The sequence below is a fragment of the Streptomyces sp. 130 genome (assembly GCF_007096885.1).
Classification (GTDB): Bacteria; Actinomycetota; Actinomycetes; order Streptomycetales; family Streptomycetaceae; genus Streptomyces.
Genome location: NZ_VJNO01000056.1, coordinates 1 through 15,976, shown reverse-complemented (window position 1 = coordinate 15,976; position 15,976 = coordinate 1). Strand labels below are relative to the sequence as shown.

The 15,976-nt window shown below is 74.1% G+C and carries 12 protein-coding genes and 1 pseudogene; 11 read left to right on the top strand and 2 right to left on the bottom strand.

The window, feature by feature from the left end:
* Positions 1-24 precede the first annotated feature (24 nt).
* Genes FKN01_RS30220 through FKN01_RS30205 form a run of 4 tightly spaced genes read left to right on the top strand, consistent with a single transcriptional unit; the run spans position 25 to position 4,518 of the window.
* A complete protein-coding gene (locus FKN01_RS30220; protein ID WP_143625847.1) occupies positions 25-984 on the top strand; it encodes an ABC transporter permease in 960 nt (319 codons plus the stop codon).
* A complete protein-coding gene (locus tag FKN01_RS30215; protein WP_143625846.1) occupies positions 981-1,877 on the top strand; it encodes an ABC transporter permease in 897 nt (298 codons plus the stop codon). Before FKN01_RS30220 ends, FKN01_RS30215 begins: the two co-directional genes overlap by 4 nt.
* Positions 1,874-3,586 carry an ABC transporter ATP-binding protein gene (locus FKN01_RS30210; protein ID WP_143625845.1) on the top strand — a complete coding sequence of 571 codons (1,713 nt, stop codon included), beginning with the start codon at positions 1,874-1,876 and terminating at the stop codon, positions 3,584-3,586. Before FKN01_RS30215 ends, FKN01_RS30210 begins: the two co-directional genes overlap by 4 nt.
* Entirely contained in the window at positions 3,583-4,518 is a 936-nt protein-coding gene (locus tag FKN01_RS30205) for an ROK family protein (RefSeq protein ID WP_143625844.1), read from the top strand. Before FKN01_RS30210 ends, FKN01_RS30205 begins: the two co-directional genes overlap by 4 nt.
* A gap of 99 nt (positions 4,519-4,617) precedes the next feature.
* Here FKN01_RS30205 and FKN01_RS30200 read toward each other — a convergent pair whose 3' ends face one another.
* Positions 4,618-5,847 (bottom strand): glycoside hydrolase family 64 protein, encoded by a 1,230-nt coding sequence (locus FKN01_RS30200; protein WP_143625843.1) that lies wholly within the window; start codon positions 5,845-5,847, stop codon positions 4,618-4,620.
* Positions 5,848-6,346: 499 nt separating this feature from the next.
* Between FKN01_RS30200 and FKN01_RS30195 the strand changes: the two genes are divergently transcribed.
* The 7 genes from FKN01_RS30195 to FKN01_RS30165 all read left to right on the top strand — a co-directional run bounded on the left by FKN01_RS30195 (position 6,347) and on the right by FKN01_RS30165 (position 15,647).
* On the top strand, positions 6,347-7,702 hold the full coding sequence (locus FKN01_RS30195; RefSeq protein WP_185993051.1) for a serine protease: 1,356 nt from the start codon (positions 6,347-6,349) through the stop codon (positions 7,700-7,702).
* The gene (locus tag FKN01_RS30190; RefSeq protein ID WP_143625842.1) at positions 7,699-9,969 is read left to right on the top strand and encodes a serine/threonine protein kinase; all 2,271 of its coding nucleotides are present in this window, start codon (positions 7,699-7,701) and stop codon (positions 9,967-9,969) included. Before FKN01_RS30195 ends, FKN01_RS30190 begins: the two co-directional genes overlap by 4 nt.
* A gap of 52 nt (positions 9,970-10,021) precedes the next feature.
* Positions 10,022-11,425, top strand: a complete 1,404-nt coding sequence (locus FKN01_RS30185; RefSeq protein ID WP_143625841.1) for a hypothetical protein — start codon at positions 10,022-10,024, stop codon at positions 11,423-11,425.
* On the top strand, positions 11,422-12,447 hold the full coding sequence (locus FKN01_RS30180) for a hypothetical protein (protein WP_143625840.1): 1,026 nt from the start codon (positions 11,422-11,424) through the stop codon (positions 12,445-12,447). Before FKN01_RS30185 ends, FKN01_RS30180 begins: the two co-directional genes overlap by 4 nt.
* Positions 12,444-13,688 carry an extracellular solute-binding protein gene (locus tag FKN01_RS30175; protein ID WP_143625839.1) on the top strand — a complete coding sequence of 415 codons (1,245 nt, stop codon included), beginning with the start codon at positions 12,444-12,446 and terminating at the stop codon, positions 13,686-13,688. The genes FKN01_RS30180 and FKN01_RS30175 overlap by 4 nt, the downstream gene beginning before the upstream one ends.
* Positions 13,689-13,842: 154 nt before the next feature.
* Positions 13,843-15,426, top strand: coding sequence for an acyl-CoA carboxylase subunit beta (locus FKN01_RS30170; protein WP_073963765.1), 1,584 nt, complete (start codon positions 13,843-13,845; stop codon positions 15,424-15,426).
* Between the two features lie 17 nt (positions 15,427-15,443).
* Positions 15,444-15,647, top strand: coding sequence for an acyl-CoA carboxylase subunit epsilon (locus FKN01_RS30165; RefSeq protein WP_018102441.1), 204 nt, complete (start codon positions 15,444-15,446; stop codon positions 15,645-15,647).
* Between the two features lie 137 nt (positions 15,648-15,784).
* On the opposite strand, the pseudogene FKN01_RS30160 reads toward FKN01_RS30165, so the two are convergent.
* A pseudogene (locus FKN01_RS30160) lies at positions 15,785-15,976 on the bottom strand (ATP/GTP-binding protein); the annotation flags it as partial.

The following is a 15,976-nucleotide window of genomic DNA, read 5'->3' as shown; positions in this document are numbered from 1 at the left end:
TGAGCCGAAGCGACCGGAAATCACATGAGCACCTCCTCGTACCTCATCAGGCGGATACTCCAGGCCGTCGTGGTGATCGTCATCGTGACGATCGTGGTCTTCGGTCTGCTGCACGCCCTGCCCGGGGGTCCCGCTCGCGGGATCCTCGGCCCGCAGGCCACCGCGCAGCAGATCGCGTCCTTCAACCACGAACAGGGCCTCGACAAGCCGCTGCCCGTGCAGTACTTCTACTACCTCAACCAGCTGTTGCACGGTGACCTCGGGACCTCGTACACGCTCAACGAGCCGGTGTCCCAGCTGATCACCGAACGGCTGCCGAAGACCCTGCTGCTCACCGTCCTGTCGGCGATCGTCGGCCTGCTGCTGGCGATCCCGATGGGGATGTGGCAGGCCGTGCGGCGCAACAAGCCCGCCGACTACATCATCACCACGCTGAGCTTCATCGCCTACTCCACGCCCGTGTACTTCCTCGGGCTGGTCCTGGTGCTGCTGTTCAGCCAGACGCTGCCGTGGTTCCCCTCCCAGGCACCGCAGGGCGACACGCTCGCCCAGGTGATCTCCGAACCGCAGGCACTGGTGCTGCCGGTGGTCGCGGGCGCGGCCTCCATGATCGCGGTCTTCAGCCGCTACATGCGGGCGGCCACCCTGGAGAACCTCTCCGAGGACTACGTCCGGACCGCGCGGGCCGCCGGTTCCCGCTCGCGCGCCATCCTGTGGCGGCATGTGTTCCGCAACTCGCTGACGCCCGTGGTCGCCATGCTCGGGTACTACGTGCCGGTGCTCTTCGGCGGTGCGCTGGTGGTCGAGCAGCTCTTCAACTACCCGGGCATGGGGCTGCTCTTCTGGACCGCCGCGCAGTCCTCCGACTACCCCGTGCTCCTCGGCTGCGTGCTCGTCATCGCGGTCGCCACGGTGACCGGCACGCTCCTCGCCGACATCGTCCAGCGCGTCATCGACCCCCGAGTGAAGGCAGGCCGGGCATGAGTGCCGTCATCCAGCCGGGCCAGGCGCCCGGCACGGCCGCCGCCGTCGCGGCGTCCGGGTCCCGCCTCGCCGTCCGGCGCTTCTGCCGCAACCGGCTCGCCGTGATCGGCCTCGGCGTCGTGGCCGTCTTCGTCCTGTTCTGCTTCGCCGGTCCGCTGGTGTACTCCACCGACCAGACCCACACGATGCTCCAGCAGGTCAACCTCGCCCCCAGCGGCTCCCACTGGCTGGGCACCGACGCGGTCGGCCACGACGTACTGGGCCGGCTCATGTACGGCGGCAAGGTGTCGCTGATCGTCGGTCTCGCCGCGGGCGTCCTGGCCACCGTCATCGGCACCCTCTGGGGCGCCGTCGCCGGCTACGCGGGCGGCTGGGTGGACGCCGTCATGATGCGGATCGTGGACGCCGGGATCGCCATCCCGGCGCTCTTCATCCTGCTGGTGGTCTCCGCCATCACCACCCCGGACCTGACCGGGCTGATCGTCATCCTGGGCTTCGTGTCCTGGCTGGTGCCGTCCCGCCTGATCAGGGCCGAGACCCTGAGTCTGAAGAACCGCGACTACGTGCTGACGCTCCGCGCGATCGGCGGCACGCACGGCCGGGCGATCATCCGGCACATCCTGCCGAACTCGGTCTCGACCATCATCGTCGCGGCCACCTTCCAGATCGCCGACGCCATTCTGCTCGTCGCCTACGTCTCGTATCTGGGCCTGGGGGTCCAGCCGCCGTCCACCGACTGGGGCGGCATGCTCTCGGCCGGTCTCACCGCGGCCTACTCCGGCTACTGGTGGCTCATCATTCCGCCCGGCCTGGCCATCATCCTGGTGGTGTGGGCGTTCAACGCGATCGGGGACGGGCTCCGCGACGCATTCGACGTGAGGGGACGCGGATGACCGCCACCCAGGGCCCCGCCGCACGACAGGCCGGGCCGATCCTCGAACTGGACGACCTCGGTGTCGTCTTCACCACCGAGACCGGTGAGGTGCCGGCCGTCCGGGGCGTGTCGCTGCGCGTCGCGCCCGGCGAGACGCTGGCACTCGTCGGCGAGTCGGGCTCGGGCAAGTCGACCATCGCGCTGGCCGCGATGGGCCTGCTGTCCGGCAACGCCCGCGCCACCGGCAGCGCGGTCATCGCGGGCACCGAGGTCGTCGGCGCCCGCGAGGGCGAACTCGCCGCACTGCGCGGCCGGACCGCCTCCATGGTCTTCCAGGAGCCGGCGACCGCCCTGGACCCGCTGACCCGGGTCGGCCGGCAGATCGCCGAGGTCATCCGCAACCACCGCGACGTGTCCGCCAAGGAGGCCGCCGAGGAGGCGGTCGCCCTCCTGCGCAAGGTCGGCATCCCCGAGCCGGAGAAGCGGGCCACGGCCTACCCCTTCCAGCTCTCCGGAGGCCAGCGCCAGCGCGTGGTCATCGCGATGGCCATCGCCAACGACCCCGCCCTGCTGATCGCCGACGAACCCACCACCGCGCTGGACGTCACGGTGCAGGCGGAGATCCTCGACCTGCTGCGCCGCCTCGCCGCCGAGACGGGCACCGGCGTCCTGCTGGTCACCCACAACATGGGTGTCGTCGCCGACTTCGCCGACCGCGTCGCCGTGATGTACCACGGGGAGATCGTGGAGACCGGCCCGGTCGAGGACGTGCTCCTGCGCCCCTCCCACGACTACACCCGCCGCCTGCTGGCCGCCGTCCCCCGGCTGTCGGTGGCCGAGGCGGACAAGGCCGCCCCGGCCCCGGCCGCCGCCAAGACCCCGGACACCGAGCCGGTCGCCGAGCTCCGCGATGTCTGCGTGGTCTTCGGACGCGGCAGGAACGCGGTGCGGGCGCTCGACGGCGTCTCCCTCGCCGTGCACCCCGGCCAGACGCTGGGCCTGGTCGGCGAGTCGGGTTCCGGCAAGTCCACCGCCTCCCGGGTCGCCCTGGGCCTGATCGCCCCGACCTCCGGCACGGTCTCGCTGTTCGGCAACGACCTGGCGCGCACCCGCGCCCGGGCCCGCCGGGCCCTGCGCGCCGGCATCGGCGTGGTCCTGCAGGACCCGGTCGCGTCGCTGGACGCCCGGATGACGGTCGGGGAGTGCGTCGCCGAGCCGCTCAGGGTGCACCGCGCGAAACTCTCCGCCAAGGACCGCAGGGACAAGGTGGCCGCGGTCCTGGACCGCGTCCGGCTGCCCCGCGAGGTCGCCGACCGCGCGCCCCGGGAGCTGTCCGGCGGCCAGCGGCAGCGCGTGAGCCTGGCCCGCGCGCTGGTGCTGGAGCCCCGGCTGCTGGTCGCCGACGAGCCCACCAGCGCCCTGGACGTCAGCGTCCAGCAGGCGGTGCTCGAAGTGATCTCCGAGCTCCAGGACGAGCTGGGCTTCGCCTGTCTCTTCGTCTCCCACGACCTGGCCGTCGTCCAGCACTTCGCCCAGCGCGTCGTGGTGCTGCGGGGAGGCCGCATCCAGGAGCAGGGCCCCACCGGGGAGACCCTCCTGCACCCGGAGACCGACTACACCCGCGGCCTGCTGGCCGCCGTACCGGTGCCGGACCCGGTGGTCCAGCGCGCTCGCAGGGCCGAGCGCCTGGCCGCCCTCGCGGCCGGCCGGACGGAGGCCCGGGCATGAACGCGTACGACCGCCGGCTCTTCGCCGGAGTGGACATCGGCGGCACCACCACGCAGGTGGTGCTGTGCGACGACGACCTGACCGTCCTGGACCGCGCCGAGACGGCCACCCCGGCGGCCCACGGAGGCGCGGCCATGATCCGCGCGGCCCTGGACGCGCTGACCCCGCTGCTGGGGCGCACCCCCGGCCGGCTCACCGGCTGCGGGGTCGGTGCCGCCGGCGTCGTGGACTCCGCCACCGGTCACATCCTGGTCGCCAGCGACTCCTTCACCGGCTGGGCCGGATTCGGGGTGACGGACGCCCTCCAGGAGGCGCTGGGCGTCCCCGCCTTCCTGGACAACGACGTCAACGCCTTCCTGTACGGGGAGACGTCGGGCGGCGCGGTCCGGGACGAGCCGGACGTCCTGGGCATCACCCTCGGCACCGGCGTCGGCGGGGCGCTGTGGAGCGACGGCGCGCTCTTCACCGGCCCGCACGGCGCGGCCGGCGAGATCGGGCACATCCCCGGCTTCGGCGATCTGCTGTGCTCCTGCGGCGGGCGCGGCCACCTGGAGACCCTGGCCTCGGGCCGGTCCATCGGCGCCCGCTACGCGGAGCGCACCGGCCGCCGCCTGACCGCCCGCGAGGTCGCCCAGGCCGCGCGGGGCGGTGACGAGGACGCCCTCGCGGTGTACGAGGCCGCCGGTGCCGGCATCGCGCGGGCGATCGTGATGACCGCGGGTGTCGTCGACATCACGACGGTGGTCGTGGGCGGCGGGGTCAGTGGCGCCTGGCCGCTGCTGAGCCCCCTCGTCCTCGCGTCGCTGAGCGCCGAACCGCCGGTCAGCGGCCACCCGGTCCGGCTGGTGCGCTCCGGCCTGGGCTCCGACGCCGTACCGGTCGGCGCCGCCGCACGGGCCCGGCGTGAGCTCGCGGTGGGCGCCCCCGCCTGATCCCGGACCGGCGCCCGGGAGCGGCCCGCGCGCACATGGGGAGGACCCCCGTCCCGCCCGGACGGGGGTCCTCCCGGTTCTGTGGGGGATGGGCCGGGCTCAGGAACCGACGCTCACCGTGAACCGCCTCGGGTTGCCGTCGTTCGCGGCGCCCGAGACGTCCGGCTGACCGTCCGGGCGCACGTCGTCGTACGGGAAGGCGTAGCCGATCGGGCTGTTGGCGTGGACGATCCGGGACCAGTGGTTGGTCACCGCGCCCTGGTAGTAGTCGGCCACCGAGGTGCCGTTGGGCTGGTCCGGGTGGCTGAGCATGATCGAGCGGTTGAAGCCCGCCGCGAGCCGGGCCAGCAGGGCCTTCTTGTCGTCGCTGTCCGCCGGGTTGTTGGTGAACGGCCCGTGGTTGCAGGTGAAGATGTCCTTGGAGACCGGCTTGCCGAAGGTGTGCCCGCCCTCGAACACCAGGGTGTCCCCGCTGACCCGGCCCCTGCGCACGCCGCGCCCGCCCTGCAGGTCGATGCGCAGGTCCGTCGAGCGGTACTTCTCCCAGACCTGGTCGATCTGCGCCGTGAACAGGTCCCGGAACGGCATCTGGTCGGGCCGGTCGAAGTAGGGCGCCATCAGGTTCTGCGGCGAGATGACCCGCAGCACGCTGCCGTCCGCGCCGCGGGTCACCAGCTTGTCCCAGGGCTGGCCGTCGGCGGCGGCCTGGGCGATGAGGCCGTCGGCGATCCGCCGCACGGCGCCGTCGGGGAGCGGGGCGACGGTGTGGGTGGCGTCGCCCTCCAGGGTCAGGCCGATCGGGAGCGCGGTCACCAGATCGACGTAGCTGATGTTGGCGTACAGCTGCTGCGGGTTGAACGTGAACTCGCAGAACGACCAGGTCCGCCCGTAGTTCGGGTCCGCGGCGGTGGCGAACGCCGGCTCGACCAGGGCCGGGCCCGGGTTGAGGTAGAAGGTCAGGGTGTCGTCGCGGACGAAGTAGACCCGGGCGCCGTACATCTGAGGCAGGGTCAGGACGACGGGCGCGCCGCCCGCCCCGTTCAGCGGGATGGCGCAGTCGACCGGCAGCGGGGTCTGCGGGGCCGAGGGGGAGTCGGGGTGGTAGACGCCGCCGTCGGCGCGCAGCAGGACCCAGCGGCCGGTGCCCTGCTCGTGGCCGGTGACGTAGGCGTTGACGCGGCCGGGCAACGACTTGTTGACGAGGGCCAGTTCGCAGGTGGCGGCGGCGGCCGACGCGCTCGGGCTCAGCGCGCTGCCCCAGATCGGGTAGCTCAGTGCGGTGGCGGTGGCGGCGGCACCGCCCGTCAGGAACTTCCGGCGCGAAATCATGAGGCGACTCCGGGGGTACGTGGGGGGCGCGGACGGGTGGACCGTGCGGGGAACGTGGAGCGGGGGGCGTCCGCGGTGCGCACCACTTTCTCGGTGCGCGGCACGGGCGTCAATACTTGTGACTGAGAGCGCTCTCAAAAAGAAGAACTCTTCACAACTCGACGCTGGTGAGCGGTACTTGCCTGGCTGCTGCCCGACGCCCGCACGCCTCGTGATCAGGAACTGAACGCGGCGCCCCGGTCGTCCCGGCTCCGCCCGGCCGGGCCCCGCCCGGACTCGCGGAAGGCGGTCGTCGGACCGGCGGAACCCTCCGGGGGCGTCCGCCGTCGACGGTGCGCGGGGCCGGCGGCTACGCGGTGCGCCTGTCACCGAGCCGTACGCCGGCGGGCGTCCCGGCCGCCGCATCGGCAGCCGTCCCGGCCCTGGTGGGGCCGCTCCCGGCCGTGGCCGCGTCCGGACTCTGGGAAGCGGGGCCCGTGCGCGCGTACGCTCGTGAACCATGGGGGAGCTGAGAGCGGACTGGCGGTTGCGACTGCGCCGGGACGGCCCGGACGGGCCGGTGTGCGGGGCCGGGGTGCTGATCACCCAGGACCGGATGCTGACCTGCGCCCACGTCGTCGGGGGACCGGATGCCCGGATGTGGGTCGAGTTCGCCGAGAACCCCGGCATCCCGCCGGTCGCCGCCCGGGTCGCCCCGGACGGCTGGCTCCCCGACCGCGAGGACGTCGCCGTCCTCGCCCTGGACGGCCCCCGCCCCCAGGCCGAACCCGCGCCCCTGTCCCGGCGCCTGGAACGCGGTGCCGAGGTGTGGCTCGGCGGCTACGCGGCGCCCTTCGACGCGGACGGCATGTGGCTCGCCGGCCGGATCAGCGGCCTCCACGGCAACTGGGTGCAGCTCGACGCCCGCACCAACGCCGAGGTGGTGCGCCCCGGCTTCAGCGGCGCCGCCGTCCACACCGGGCGCCGGGGCGAGCGCCCCGAGAGCGTCGTCGGACTCGTCGTCAGCTGGCGCGGCGACCTGGAGATGGAGCTGCCCACGGAGAACGACCTCGCCTTCTCGTACATGATCCCCGTCGACCGCATCGCGGAACTCGTGCCCCTGGTCGCCGAGCTGAGCGGCCCGGACGGCTGGGACCACGCCCTCGCCGGGCGGCTTCGGCGCTGGTTCGCGGGCGCCGACCAGCCCTCCGTACGCTTCAGCGTCATCCCCGAAGGCGGTGGCCGCGACCGCACCCTGCGCCACCAGCTGCACCGCGCCCACCTCGTCCACCAGGGCACCAGCGGCAGCCCCGACGCACTGGTGGACACCCTCGTCGCCCAGCTGCGCCCCCCGCTCCACCAGCGCAACCGCTACCGCGACTGGCTCCTCGAAGGCGGCGACGAACCCGAACGCTCAGTCGCCGGGCGCCCCGCCGCCGGCCCGGTCCTCGCGGTGATCGGCCTGGACGAGACCCCGGACCCGGCGGGGTTCGTACGCGTCCTGGCCCGGGTGCGCACCCTCGGCTTCCGGCTGCTGATCGTCGTACGCGGCACCCAGGGCCCGGCGCCCGAAGCCGTGGAGCGCCACCTGCTCGTACCGGCGCTGGACGAGCGCGCCGAGGAGCTGCTGGAAAGGGCCGAACGCATGGAGCGCGTCTGGTCCCGCCTGGACGGCCTGACCGACTCCGCGTCCGCGCCCCCGCGCCCGGCCACGGACCCGGCGGCGCGCCGGCGCCGGCTGGGGGAGCTGCGCGGGCTGCGCGAGCCGCATGCCCGGCTGGTGGGGCTGAAACAGCTGTTACGCGACTTACGCGCCGACCTCGCGGGAACGCCGGACCTGCCCGGACAGCGCACCGGACCCGGGGGCCGCCCATGAGAATCCCCTGCCCGCACCGCCGCTTCACCGGCGGCCCCTGCTCCGGCGCCGTCCTGCCCACCGGCTACTGCGACACCTGCGGGCGCGACGAGACCGCCCCCGGCCTCCCGCCGCTGCCCGCCGCCCCCGAGGACCACGGCCCCGCCCGGCTGCTCGGACTCCCGCTGCTCGACCCGGGCAGCCCGGCCGAACGGCTGGCCGCCGCCGAGCAACCCGTGCGCATCGTGATGACCTGCTCGGCCGAGTCCTGCGACACCGCGTTCGTCCCGCCGCACACCGCCGCGCCGCCCCCGGACGAGGGGTACTGCCCGGTGTGCGGGGCGCCCTACTCCTACCGCCCCGAACTCACCAGGGACGGGCCGCCGCTCCAGGACCAGTACGTCATCCGGGGCCCCATCGCCCACGGCGGGCAGGGCTGGGTCTACCTGGCCGAGGACACCCACCTGGAGGACTTCGTCGCCGTCAAGGGCCTCCTCAACCGCTACGCCGAACGCGGCGCCGCCCAGGCCGGTGAGGAGCGCCGCAGCCTGGTCGCCATCCGGCACGAACGCATCGTCCAGATCCGCGACTTCGTCTCCACGGCCAACGCCGACGGCACGGTCTCCGGCGGCTACATCGTCATGGAGGACGTCGGCGACCGCACCCTGTCCGCACTGGTCGAGTCGGTCCGGCGGGGCGCCTTCGTCCTCGACATCGAACACGTCATCACCTACGGCTGCCAGATCCTGGAGGCCCTGTCCCATCTGCACGGGATGGGCTTCCTCTACGGGGACATGAAGCCGTCCAACGTGATCCACCACCTCGACGGCATCAAGGTCATCGACCTCGGGGGCGTCCGCAAGGCGGGCAGCGTGGACCCGCCGCCCGTGATCACCCCGTACTACGCGGCCCCGGAGACGGACGGCAGCAAGCCGCTCACCGTGGCGCACGACGTGCACACGGTCGGCGTCACCCTCGACGAACTGGCCCGCTGGGCGGTCGGCGACGACGTCCCCGGGCTCGGCACCAGCTCCTTCCGGCTCGTCGTGGCGCGGGCCACCGCCGAGGACCCCGAGGAGCGGTTCGGCACCGCCGAGGACATGGCCGGGCAGCTGCGCGGGGTGCTGCGCGAGATCCGGGCCCTGCGCGGCAAGCGCGACCAGCCCGAGCCCTCCGCGTACTTCACCCCCTCCACGCAACTGCTCGGCGCCCGCCTCGGTTCGGTGCCGGACTACGCGCACTGGCTGCGCCGCCCGCTGCCGGGCCGCCGCGAGACGCCCCCGGCGCCCACGCTGGACCCGGGGACGCCGACCCCGACCGAGATCGCCCGCCGCCTGCCCGTGCCCCGGCCCTACCCCGGCGACCCGCAGGCCGCCCGCTTCGGGGTCAGCAGCTACGACCCGGGCCAGCCGCTCGCCCAGCCGGCCGAGGGGGAGCGGTCCGTCGAGATCTGCCTGCACAACGCCCGGCTCCTCCTCGGCCAGGAGGCCCCCGAGGCGCTGGCGGCGGCCCACGAGCAGGTCGAGGCGGCGGCGGCGATCCCCGGGCCCGGCCCGGTCCGGCAGTGGCGCCTGAGCTGGCACCGCGGCCTGGTCGCGCTGCGCGGCGCGGACCTGCGCGCGGGGAAGCGCCGGGCGCTCCTGGAGGCCGCCCACGCCCACTTCTCGGCCGTGCACCGGGCCCTCCCCGGCGAGTACGCGGCGAAGCTGGCCCTCGCCTACTGCGCGGAGCAGGTGGGGCCCGGGGCGGGCCCGTCCGCCTACGAACTCTTCCGGGCGGTCCACGCCCGCAACCCCTCGCACGTCGGCGCCGCCCTCGGCCTCGCCCGGCTCGCCCTGGCCCGCGGCGACCGGACCGCCGCCGTCCGGGTCCTGGACCTGGTCCCCGACGAGTCCCGCGACCACACCGTGGCCCGGGTCGCCGCCCTGCGCATCCGGGCCGCCCGACTGCCCTTCGGCGACCACCCGCTGCCCGGCCGGACGGAGATCGACGCCGCCCTGGCCGCGCTCACCGCCCCGGTCGTCGCGGGCGACGAGGCGGCCTGGCTGCTGCGCACGGAACTGTACGAGTGGAAACTCGACGCGGTCCGCGCCGCGGCCGGCCCCCCGCCCCCGCGCCGGGCCCGGCCGCGCTTGGGGCTCCCGCCCCCGCCCGTCCCCGGCGAACGGGAGGTCCGCGCGGAGCTGGAGCAGTGCTACCGCTGGCTGGCCCGCCAGCGCCGGAAACCGGAGGAGTGCGAACGGCTGATCGACCTGTCGCACGCGGTGCGCCCCCAGACACGGTTCTGACGGGGCGTCCCCGGACCCGTCAGCCCCCGCCCCGTCCCCTGGAGACACGTACATGGCCCCCTCCGACCCGTCGCCGACCGGGCTCCGCTTCGCCGTGTCCGTCGACGTCCGGCGCGACCAGCAGCCGCTCCACGACACCCGGATCGACGCCCATGTGCGCGTCAAGGCCACCGGCACCGGCCCCCGCGACCGGCGGCCCGCCACCGAAGCCGCCGTCGTCCTCGCGCTGGACGTCGCCCCCGCGTGCCGGCGGGACGCCGCCGCCGCGCTCGCCGCGGCCCTGCGCGCCCTGCCCGACGGGCTGTCGTTCGCCGTGCTCGGGGGCGCCGGGGACGACGGACCCGGGCGCTGCTACCCACTGCGCGGGCCCTGGGCGCTCGCGGACACCGACGAGAAGCGGCGCGCCGCGTTCAGCGTGGGACGCGTCGCGCCGACCCCCCGGGACCGGCCGCCGCCGGGCTACGGGGCCTGGCTCACCGCCGCCCGCGCGCTCCTCGGCCAACGGCCCCTGCCGGTACGCCACCTGATCCTCATCACGGACGGCGGCGGGCACGACCCGGAGGGCGAGGCGCACCTCATGGCCGAGATCGCCGCGAGCGAGGGGGCGTTCAGCGCGGACGTGCTCGCGCTCGGCGCGGACTGGGACCCGCTGCCGCTGATCGCCCTCACCGAAGGGCTGCACGGCACGGCGGACACCGCGCCCGACCGGTTCGCCCCGGCCGTCACCGGGGCGCTGCGGCGGCTGCGCCGGGTCCTGAGCCCCGAACTGCCCGTCACGGTCACCGGCCGCCCCGCGGTGACCGGGGTCGCGCTCAGCGAGCGGCAGCCCCGGCAGCACGCCCTCGTACCGGCGACCGCGCCGGAGGACCCGCGCCGGTACGACTTCGCCACCCACCAGTGGGAGCCGGGCACCCGGGACTACCTCCTCACCGTGCGGGCGGACGCGAGCGCCGACCCGCTCGGCGTGCTGCTCCAGCTCGCCACGGTGTCCGTCGGCGACGCCACCGCCCCGCTCCTGGTCCGCTGGCTGCCGCCCGGGGTCGCCGTGGGCGCGGGCGGCACCGGCGGCGGGGGCGGCACGCTCGACGCGATGAACGCCGCGACGCGGATGCGGACCGCGCTCGACCGGGGATACGCGGCCCTGGACCCCCTGAGCCGCGAGGAGGCCGAACGCCACTTCGGGCTCGCGGTGCGGCTGGCCCACGAGATCGGCGCCGCCTGGGTCCTCGCCGACGTCCGCAAGGTGGCCGACATCGTGGACGGGGCGCGGGGCCTGGTCCGCGTCGGCCCCACCGTCGACCTGGGGACCGTGCGCGAGGGGCGGCTGCACGTCGCCTCGGGCCACCGGCTCGACCTGCCCGCGCACGCCGCCGGCACCCCCGCCAAGTGCCCCGGCTGCCGCCACCTCGCCGGGCCGCGCGCCCGGTACTGCATCGCCTGCGGGAGGCCCCTGTGACACCCCGGCCCCTTCGGTGGACGCGGCCCTTCCGGGCGCGCCGGCGCCCCGGATCGCGCACCCGCCGCCTGCTCGAACTGCACCTGGCCGTCGCCGTGCTGGCGGCCCTCGTCTCCATGACCGCGCTGCTCGTCTCGTACCGCGAGGTGCAGAACGCGGCCGGCGAGATGCGCACCCGCGCCGCGCCCGCCGTGCAGGGCGTGTCCTCCACCCAGCTCGCCCTGCTCCGCGCCCACCACGAGGCCGTCACCTCCGTGAACACCGGGATCGACCGGGTCGTCGGGGCCGGCGCGCGCTACGAGGCGCAGCTCGCCGCCGCCAGCCAGGGCCTGTCCCGGCTCTCCGACGTACAGATCGACGGGGCGCGCGGCCGGGGCGTCCTGGAGACCGTCACCGGCGTGCTGACCTCGTACAGCGGCTCCATCACCCCGGGCACCACCACGTACGTGGACGACGAGCTGATGCAGGGGCAGAAACTGGCCGAGGCCGTACGGCAGCTCGACCGGCCGGGCACCGGAGTCGTGCCCCGGCTGGACGTGCTCCAGCACCACCAGATGCAGCGCATGAGCCGGATCAGCACCCTGGGGCCCCTCCAGCTCACCGGCTGGGCCGTCGCCGAACTGGGCCTCCTCGTCCTCGCCCTGACCCTGGTCAGCTCGCTGTGGCTGCTGCGCAGCCGCTGCGGACGCAGCCTGGACGCCTGGCTGCTCGCGGCGCTGCTGCTGACCGTCGCCCTGGCCGTCGTACCGCTGCGGGCGACCGTCGCCACCCAGGAGCGGCTGGACACCGCCCGCGAGGGGCTGACCGCGATCGAGGCACGGGCCCGCGACCACGACGGCCTCGCCGCCGCCCAGTCGTTCGTCACCCGCACCTCGTTCGACCTGCGCGACCGGCTGGCCGCCGAGAGGTGGCAGAGCTGGACGTACTACGGGGCGCTCGGCGCGGGCACGCTGGTCCTCCTGCTGCCGGTCGCCGGTCTCGGCCGCAGGCTCAACGCCGACTACTACTGGAGGGCCGGATGAGACGGCGGCCCCGGGCACTCCTGCTCCTGATCGCCCTGCTCCTGACCGCGGCCGGCTGCGGCCTCGCGGCCCCCGGCGGCGGCGACGCCGAACCGAGGGTGACGATCCTCGGGCCCTGGACCGACGAGCAGGAACGGCAGATCAAGGACGTCCTGGACGGCTTCGGCATCCCGTACACCTACCAGGGCACCGCGGCCACCCGCGAGGTGCTGCTCGCCGAGGTCCAGGCCGGCAACCCGCCGGACATCGCGATCCTGCCCGGCGTCGGCGAACTCGTCGAATACGCGAAGGAGGGCCGGCTCCAGTCGCTGACCGGCCTCTACGACGAGAAGGAGTACGGCAGACCCTGGCTGCCCGAGGCCAAGGGCATACGGCAGCACCTGTGGGTGCCGCTCAAGGTGGACCTCAAGTCCATCGTGTGGTTCCGCGAGGGCCAGGCCCCGCCGCGTCGGCCCGCCCCGCTCGGCGCCTGGTGCCTGGCCATGGGCGACGACGGTGCCTCCGGCTGGCCCGGCAGCGACTGGATCGAGGACCTGCTCCTCCAGCAGGCCGGTCCGGTGCTGTACGAGCGCTGGGCGACCGGCCGCCTGAAGTGGACCGACACGCCCGTCGCCAACGCCTGGCGGACCTGGGCCGGGCTGCTGGCCCAGGGGTCGGCCGGCGCACGCGCGGCCATCCTCGAAGGCGACCACCGGGGGGAGGACGGCGCGCCCGGGCTGCTCTTCGGGGGCGGCGGGTGCGCCCTCGAACACCAGGGCTCCTTCGCCCGCGCCTTCTACGGGGACCGCAGCGCCGGGGCCGCCTTCATGGACTCGGCCCGGCTGCTGCCCGGCGGCCCGTATACCGTGAAGGCGCACGAGGTCTCGGCCGACTTCGCCGCCCTGTTCGGCAAGGGCGACCGGGCCCGCGCGCTGGTCAAGCGGCTCATCTCCGAGCAGGCCCAGGAGGAGTGGGGCCGCAAGGGGGGCGTGTTCTCGGCCAACTCGGCGGTGCCGGCGCGCGAGGGCGCGGTCGAGAAGGAGGTCGGCCGGCGCCTGACGGACCAGCGGGTGCCGCTGTGCCTGGACGCGTCGGACGTGATGCCGGCGGCGGTGCGGGACGCGTTCTACGAGGCGGTGCTGCTGACCGTGGCGCACCCCGGTGAGCCGGTGCGCCCGCGCCTGGAGAACATCCAGAAGGTGCAGGAGGAACAGCCACGTTCGCTCCCCCGGCTCACCGGCGTGTGCGGCAGACCACAGTGAACCCTTTGTGGGACCCCCACAAGCAGAACCCGGTACCGGCTGGTACTTCGCCTGCATGGACCCGGGCTTCTGTCAGGCTCCACCAGTAAACCGGGCGGGAGACTGTACGGAGTCGACGGCGCGATTTTCTTGGCGGGGTTCGTAGGGTCGTTACATGACCGTTGTGGACGAAACCCAGGGCGAGCCGAGCGACACCCGCGGCCGTGTGGCCGAACTGCTGGCACTGCGCGAGCAGGCCCGCCGCGGACCGAGTGACCGGGCGACCGAGGCGCAGCACGCCAAGGGCAAGCTGACCGCCCACGAGCGCATCGAACTCCTCCTCGACCCGGGTTCCTTCCACGAGGTGGAGCAGCTGCGCCGCCACCGGGCGACGGGTTTCGGCCTGGAGGCGAAGAAGCCGTACACCGACGGTGTCGTCACGGGCTGGGGCACGGTCGAGGGCCGGACGGTCTTCGTGTACGCGCACGACTTCCGGATCTTCGGCGGGGCGCTGGGTGAGGCGCACGCGACGAAGATCCACAAGATCATGGACATGGCCATCTCGGCGGGTGCGCCGCTGGTGTCCCTGAACGACGGCGCGGGCGCCCGTATCCAGGAGGGCGTCTCGGCGCTCGCCGGTTACGGCGGGATCTTCCAGCGCAACACCAGGGCCTCGGGTGTGATCCCGCAGATCAGTGTGATGCTCGGCCCGTGTGCGGGGGGTGCGGCCTACAGCCCGGCCCTCACCGACTTCGTGTTCATGGTCCGTGAGACCTCGCAGATGTTCATCACCGGTCCGGACGTCGTTAAGGCGGTCACCGGTGAGGAGATCACCCAGAACGGCCTGGGCGGCGCGGACGTCCACGCCGAGACGTCGGGCGTCGCGCACTTCGCGTACGACGACGAGGAGACCTGCATCGCCGAGGTCCGGTACCTCATCGGGATGCTCCCCTCCAACAACCGGGAGAACCCGCCCACCGCGGCGAGCGACGACCCGGCGGACCGGCGCGGCGACGCCCTCCTCGACCTGGTCCCGGCCGACGGCAACCGCCCGTACGACATGCACAAGGTCATCGAGGAGCTCGTCGACGACGGCGACTACCTGGAGGTCCACGAGCGCTGGGCCCGCAACATCATCTGCGCGCTGGCCCGGATGGACGGCCAGGTCGTCGGCATCGTCGCCAACCAGCCCCAGGCCCTGGCCGGCGTGCTGGACATCGAGGCGTCCGAGAAGGCCGCGCGCTTCGTCCAGATGTGTGACGCCTTCAACATCCCCATCATCACTCTTCTGGACGTACCCGGCTTCCTGCCCGGCGTCGACCAGGAGCACGGTGGGATCATCCGGCACGGCGCGAAGCTGCTCTACGCGTACTGCAACGCGACGGTGCCGCGGATCTCCCTGATCCTGCGCAAGGCGTACGGCGGCGCCTACATCGTCATGGACAGCCAGTCCATCGGTGCGGACCTCACCTACGCCTGGCCCACCAACGAGATCGCCGTGATGGGCGCGGAGGGCGCCGCCAACGTCATCTTCCGCCGGCAGATCGCGGAGGCCGAGGACCCCGAGGCCATGCGGACCCGCATGGTCAAGGAGTACAAGACCGAGCTGATGCACCCCTACTACGCCGCCGAGCGCGGCCTGGTCGACGACGTCATCGACCCGGCCGAGACGCGCGAGGTCCTCATCGCCTCGCTCGCGATGCTCCGCACCAAGCACGCCGACCTGCCGGCCCGCAAGCACGGCAACCCGCCGCAGTAGAAGACGGAGACACACCCATGACCACTGCCACCGCCGAGTCCGTGCTGCGCGTGGAGAAGGGCCTCGCGGACCCCGAGGAACTGGCCGCGATCACCGCGGTCCTCCTCGCCCGCGCCGCCGCCCAGCCCGCCACGGCCCCCACCCGGGTCCGTGACACGGCGGGCTGGCGCCGCCTGGAACGCACCCCGGGCTTCAGGGCCCCGCACAGCTGGCAGGGCTGACCCCGGCGATCCAAGGCCGGGCGGGCACGATCAAGCCCGTCCGGCGATCGAGGACGAGCAAGGCCGCCAGGCCGGGCGGCACACGCACGAGGGCCCCGCACTCCAGGAGTGCGGGGCCCTCGGCGTACCGGGAACACCTACCGCAGGCGCGCCATGAGCGCATGCTCGACGAGCGTGATCAGCGCACTCTTCGCGTCCGCCCGGTGCCGCGCGTCCGTCGTCAGGATCGGCGTGTCAGGGCCGATCTGCAGCGCCTCGCGCACCTCGTCCGGGGTGTAGGGCTGGTGGCCGTCGAAGCCGTTGAGGGCGATGACGAACGGCAGCCCGCT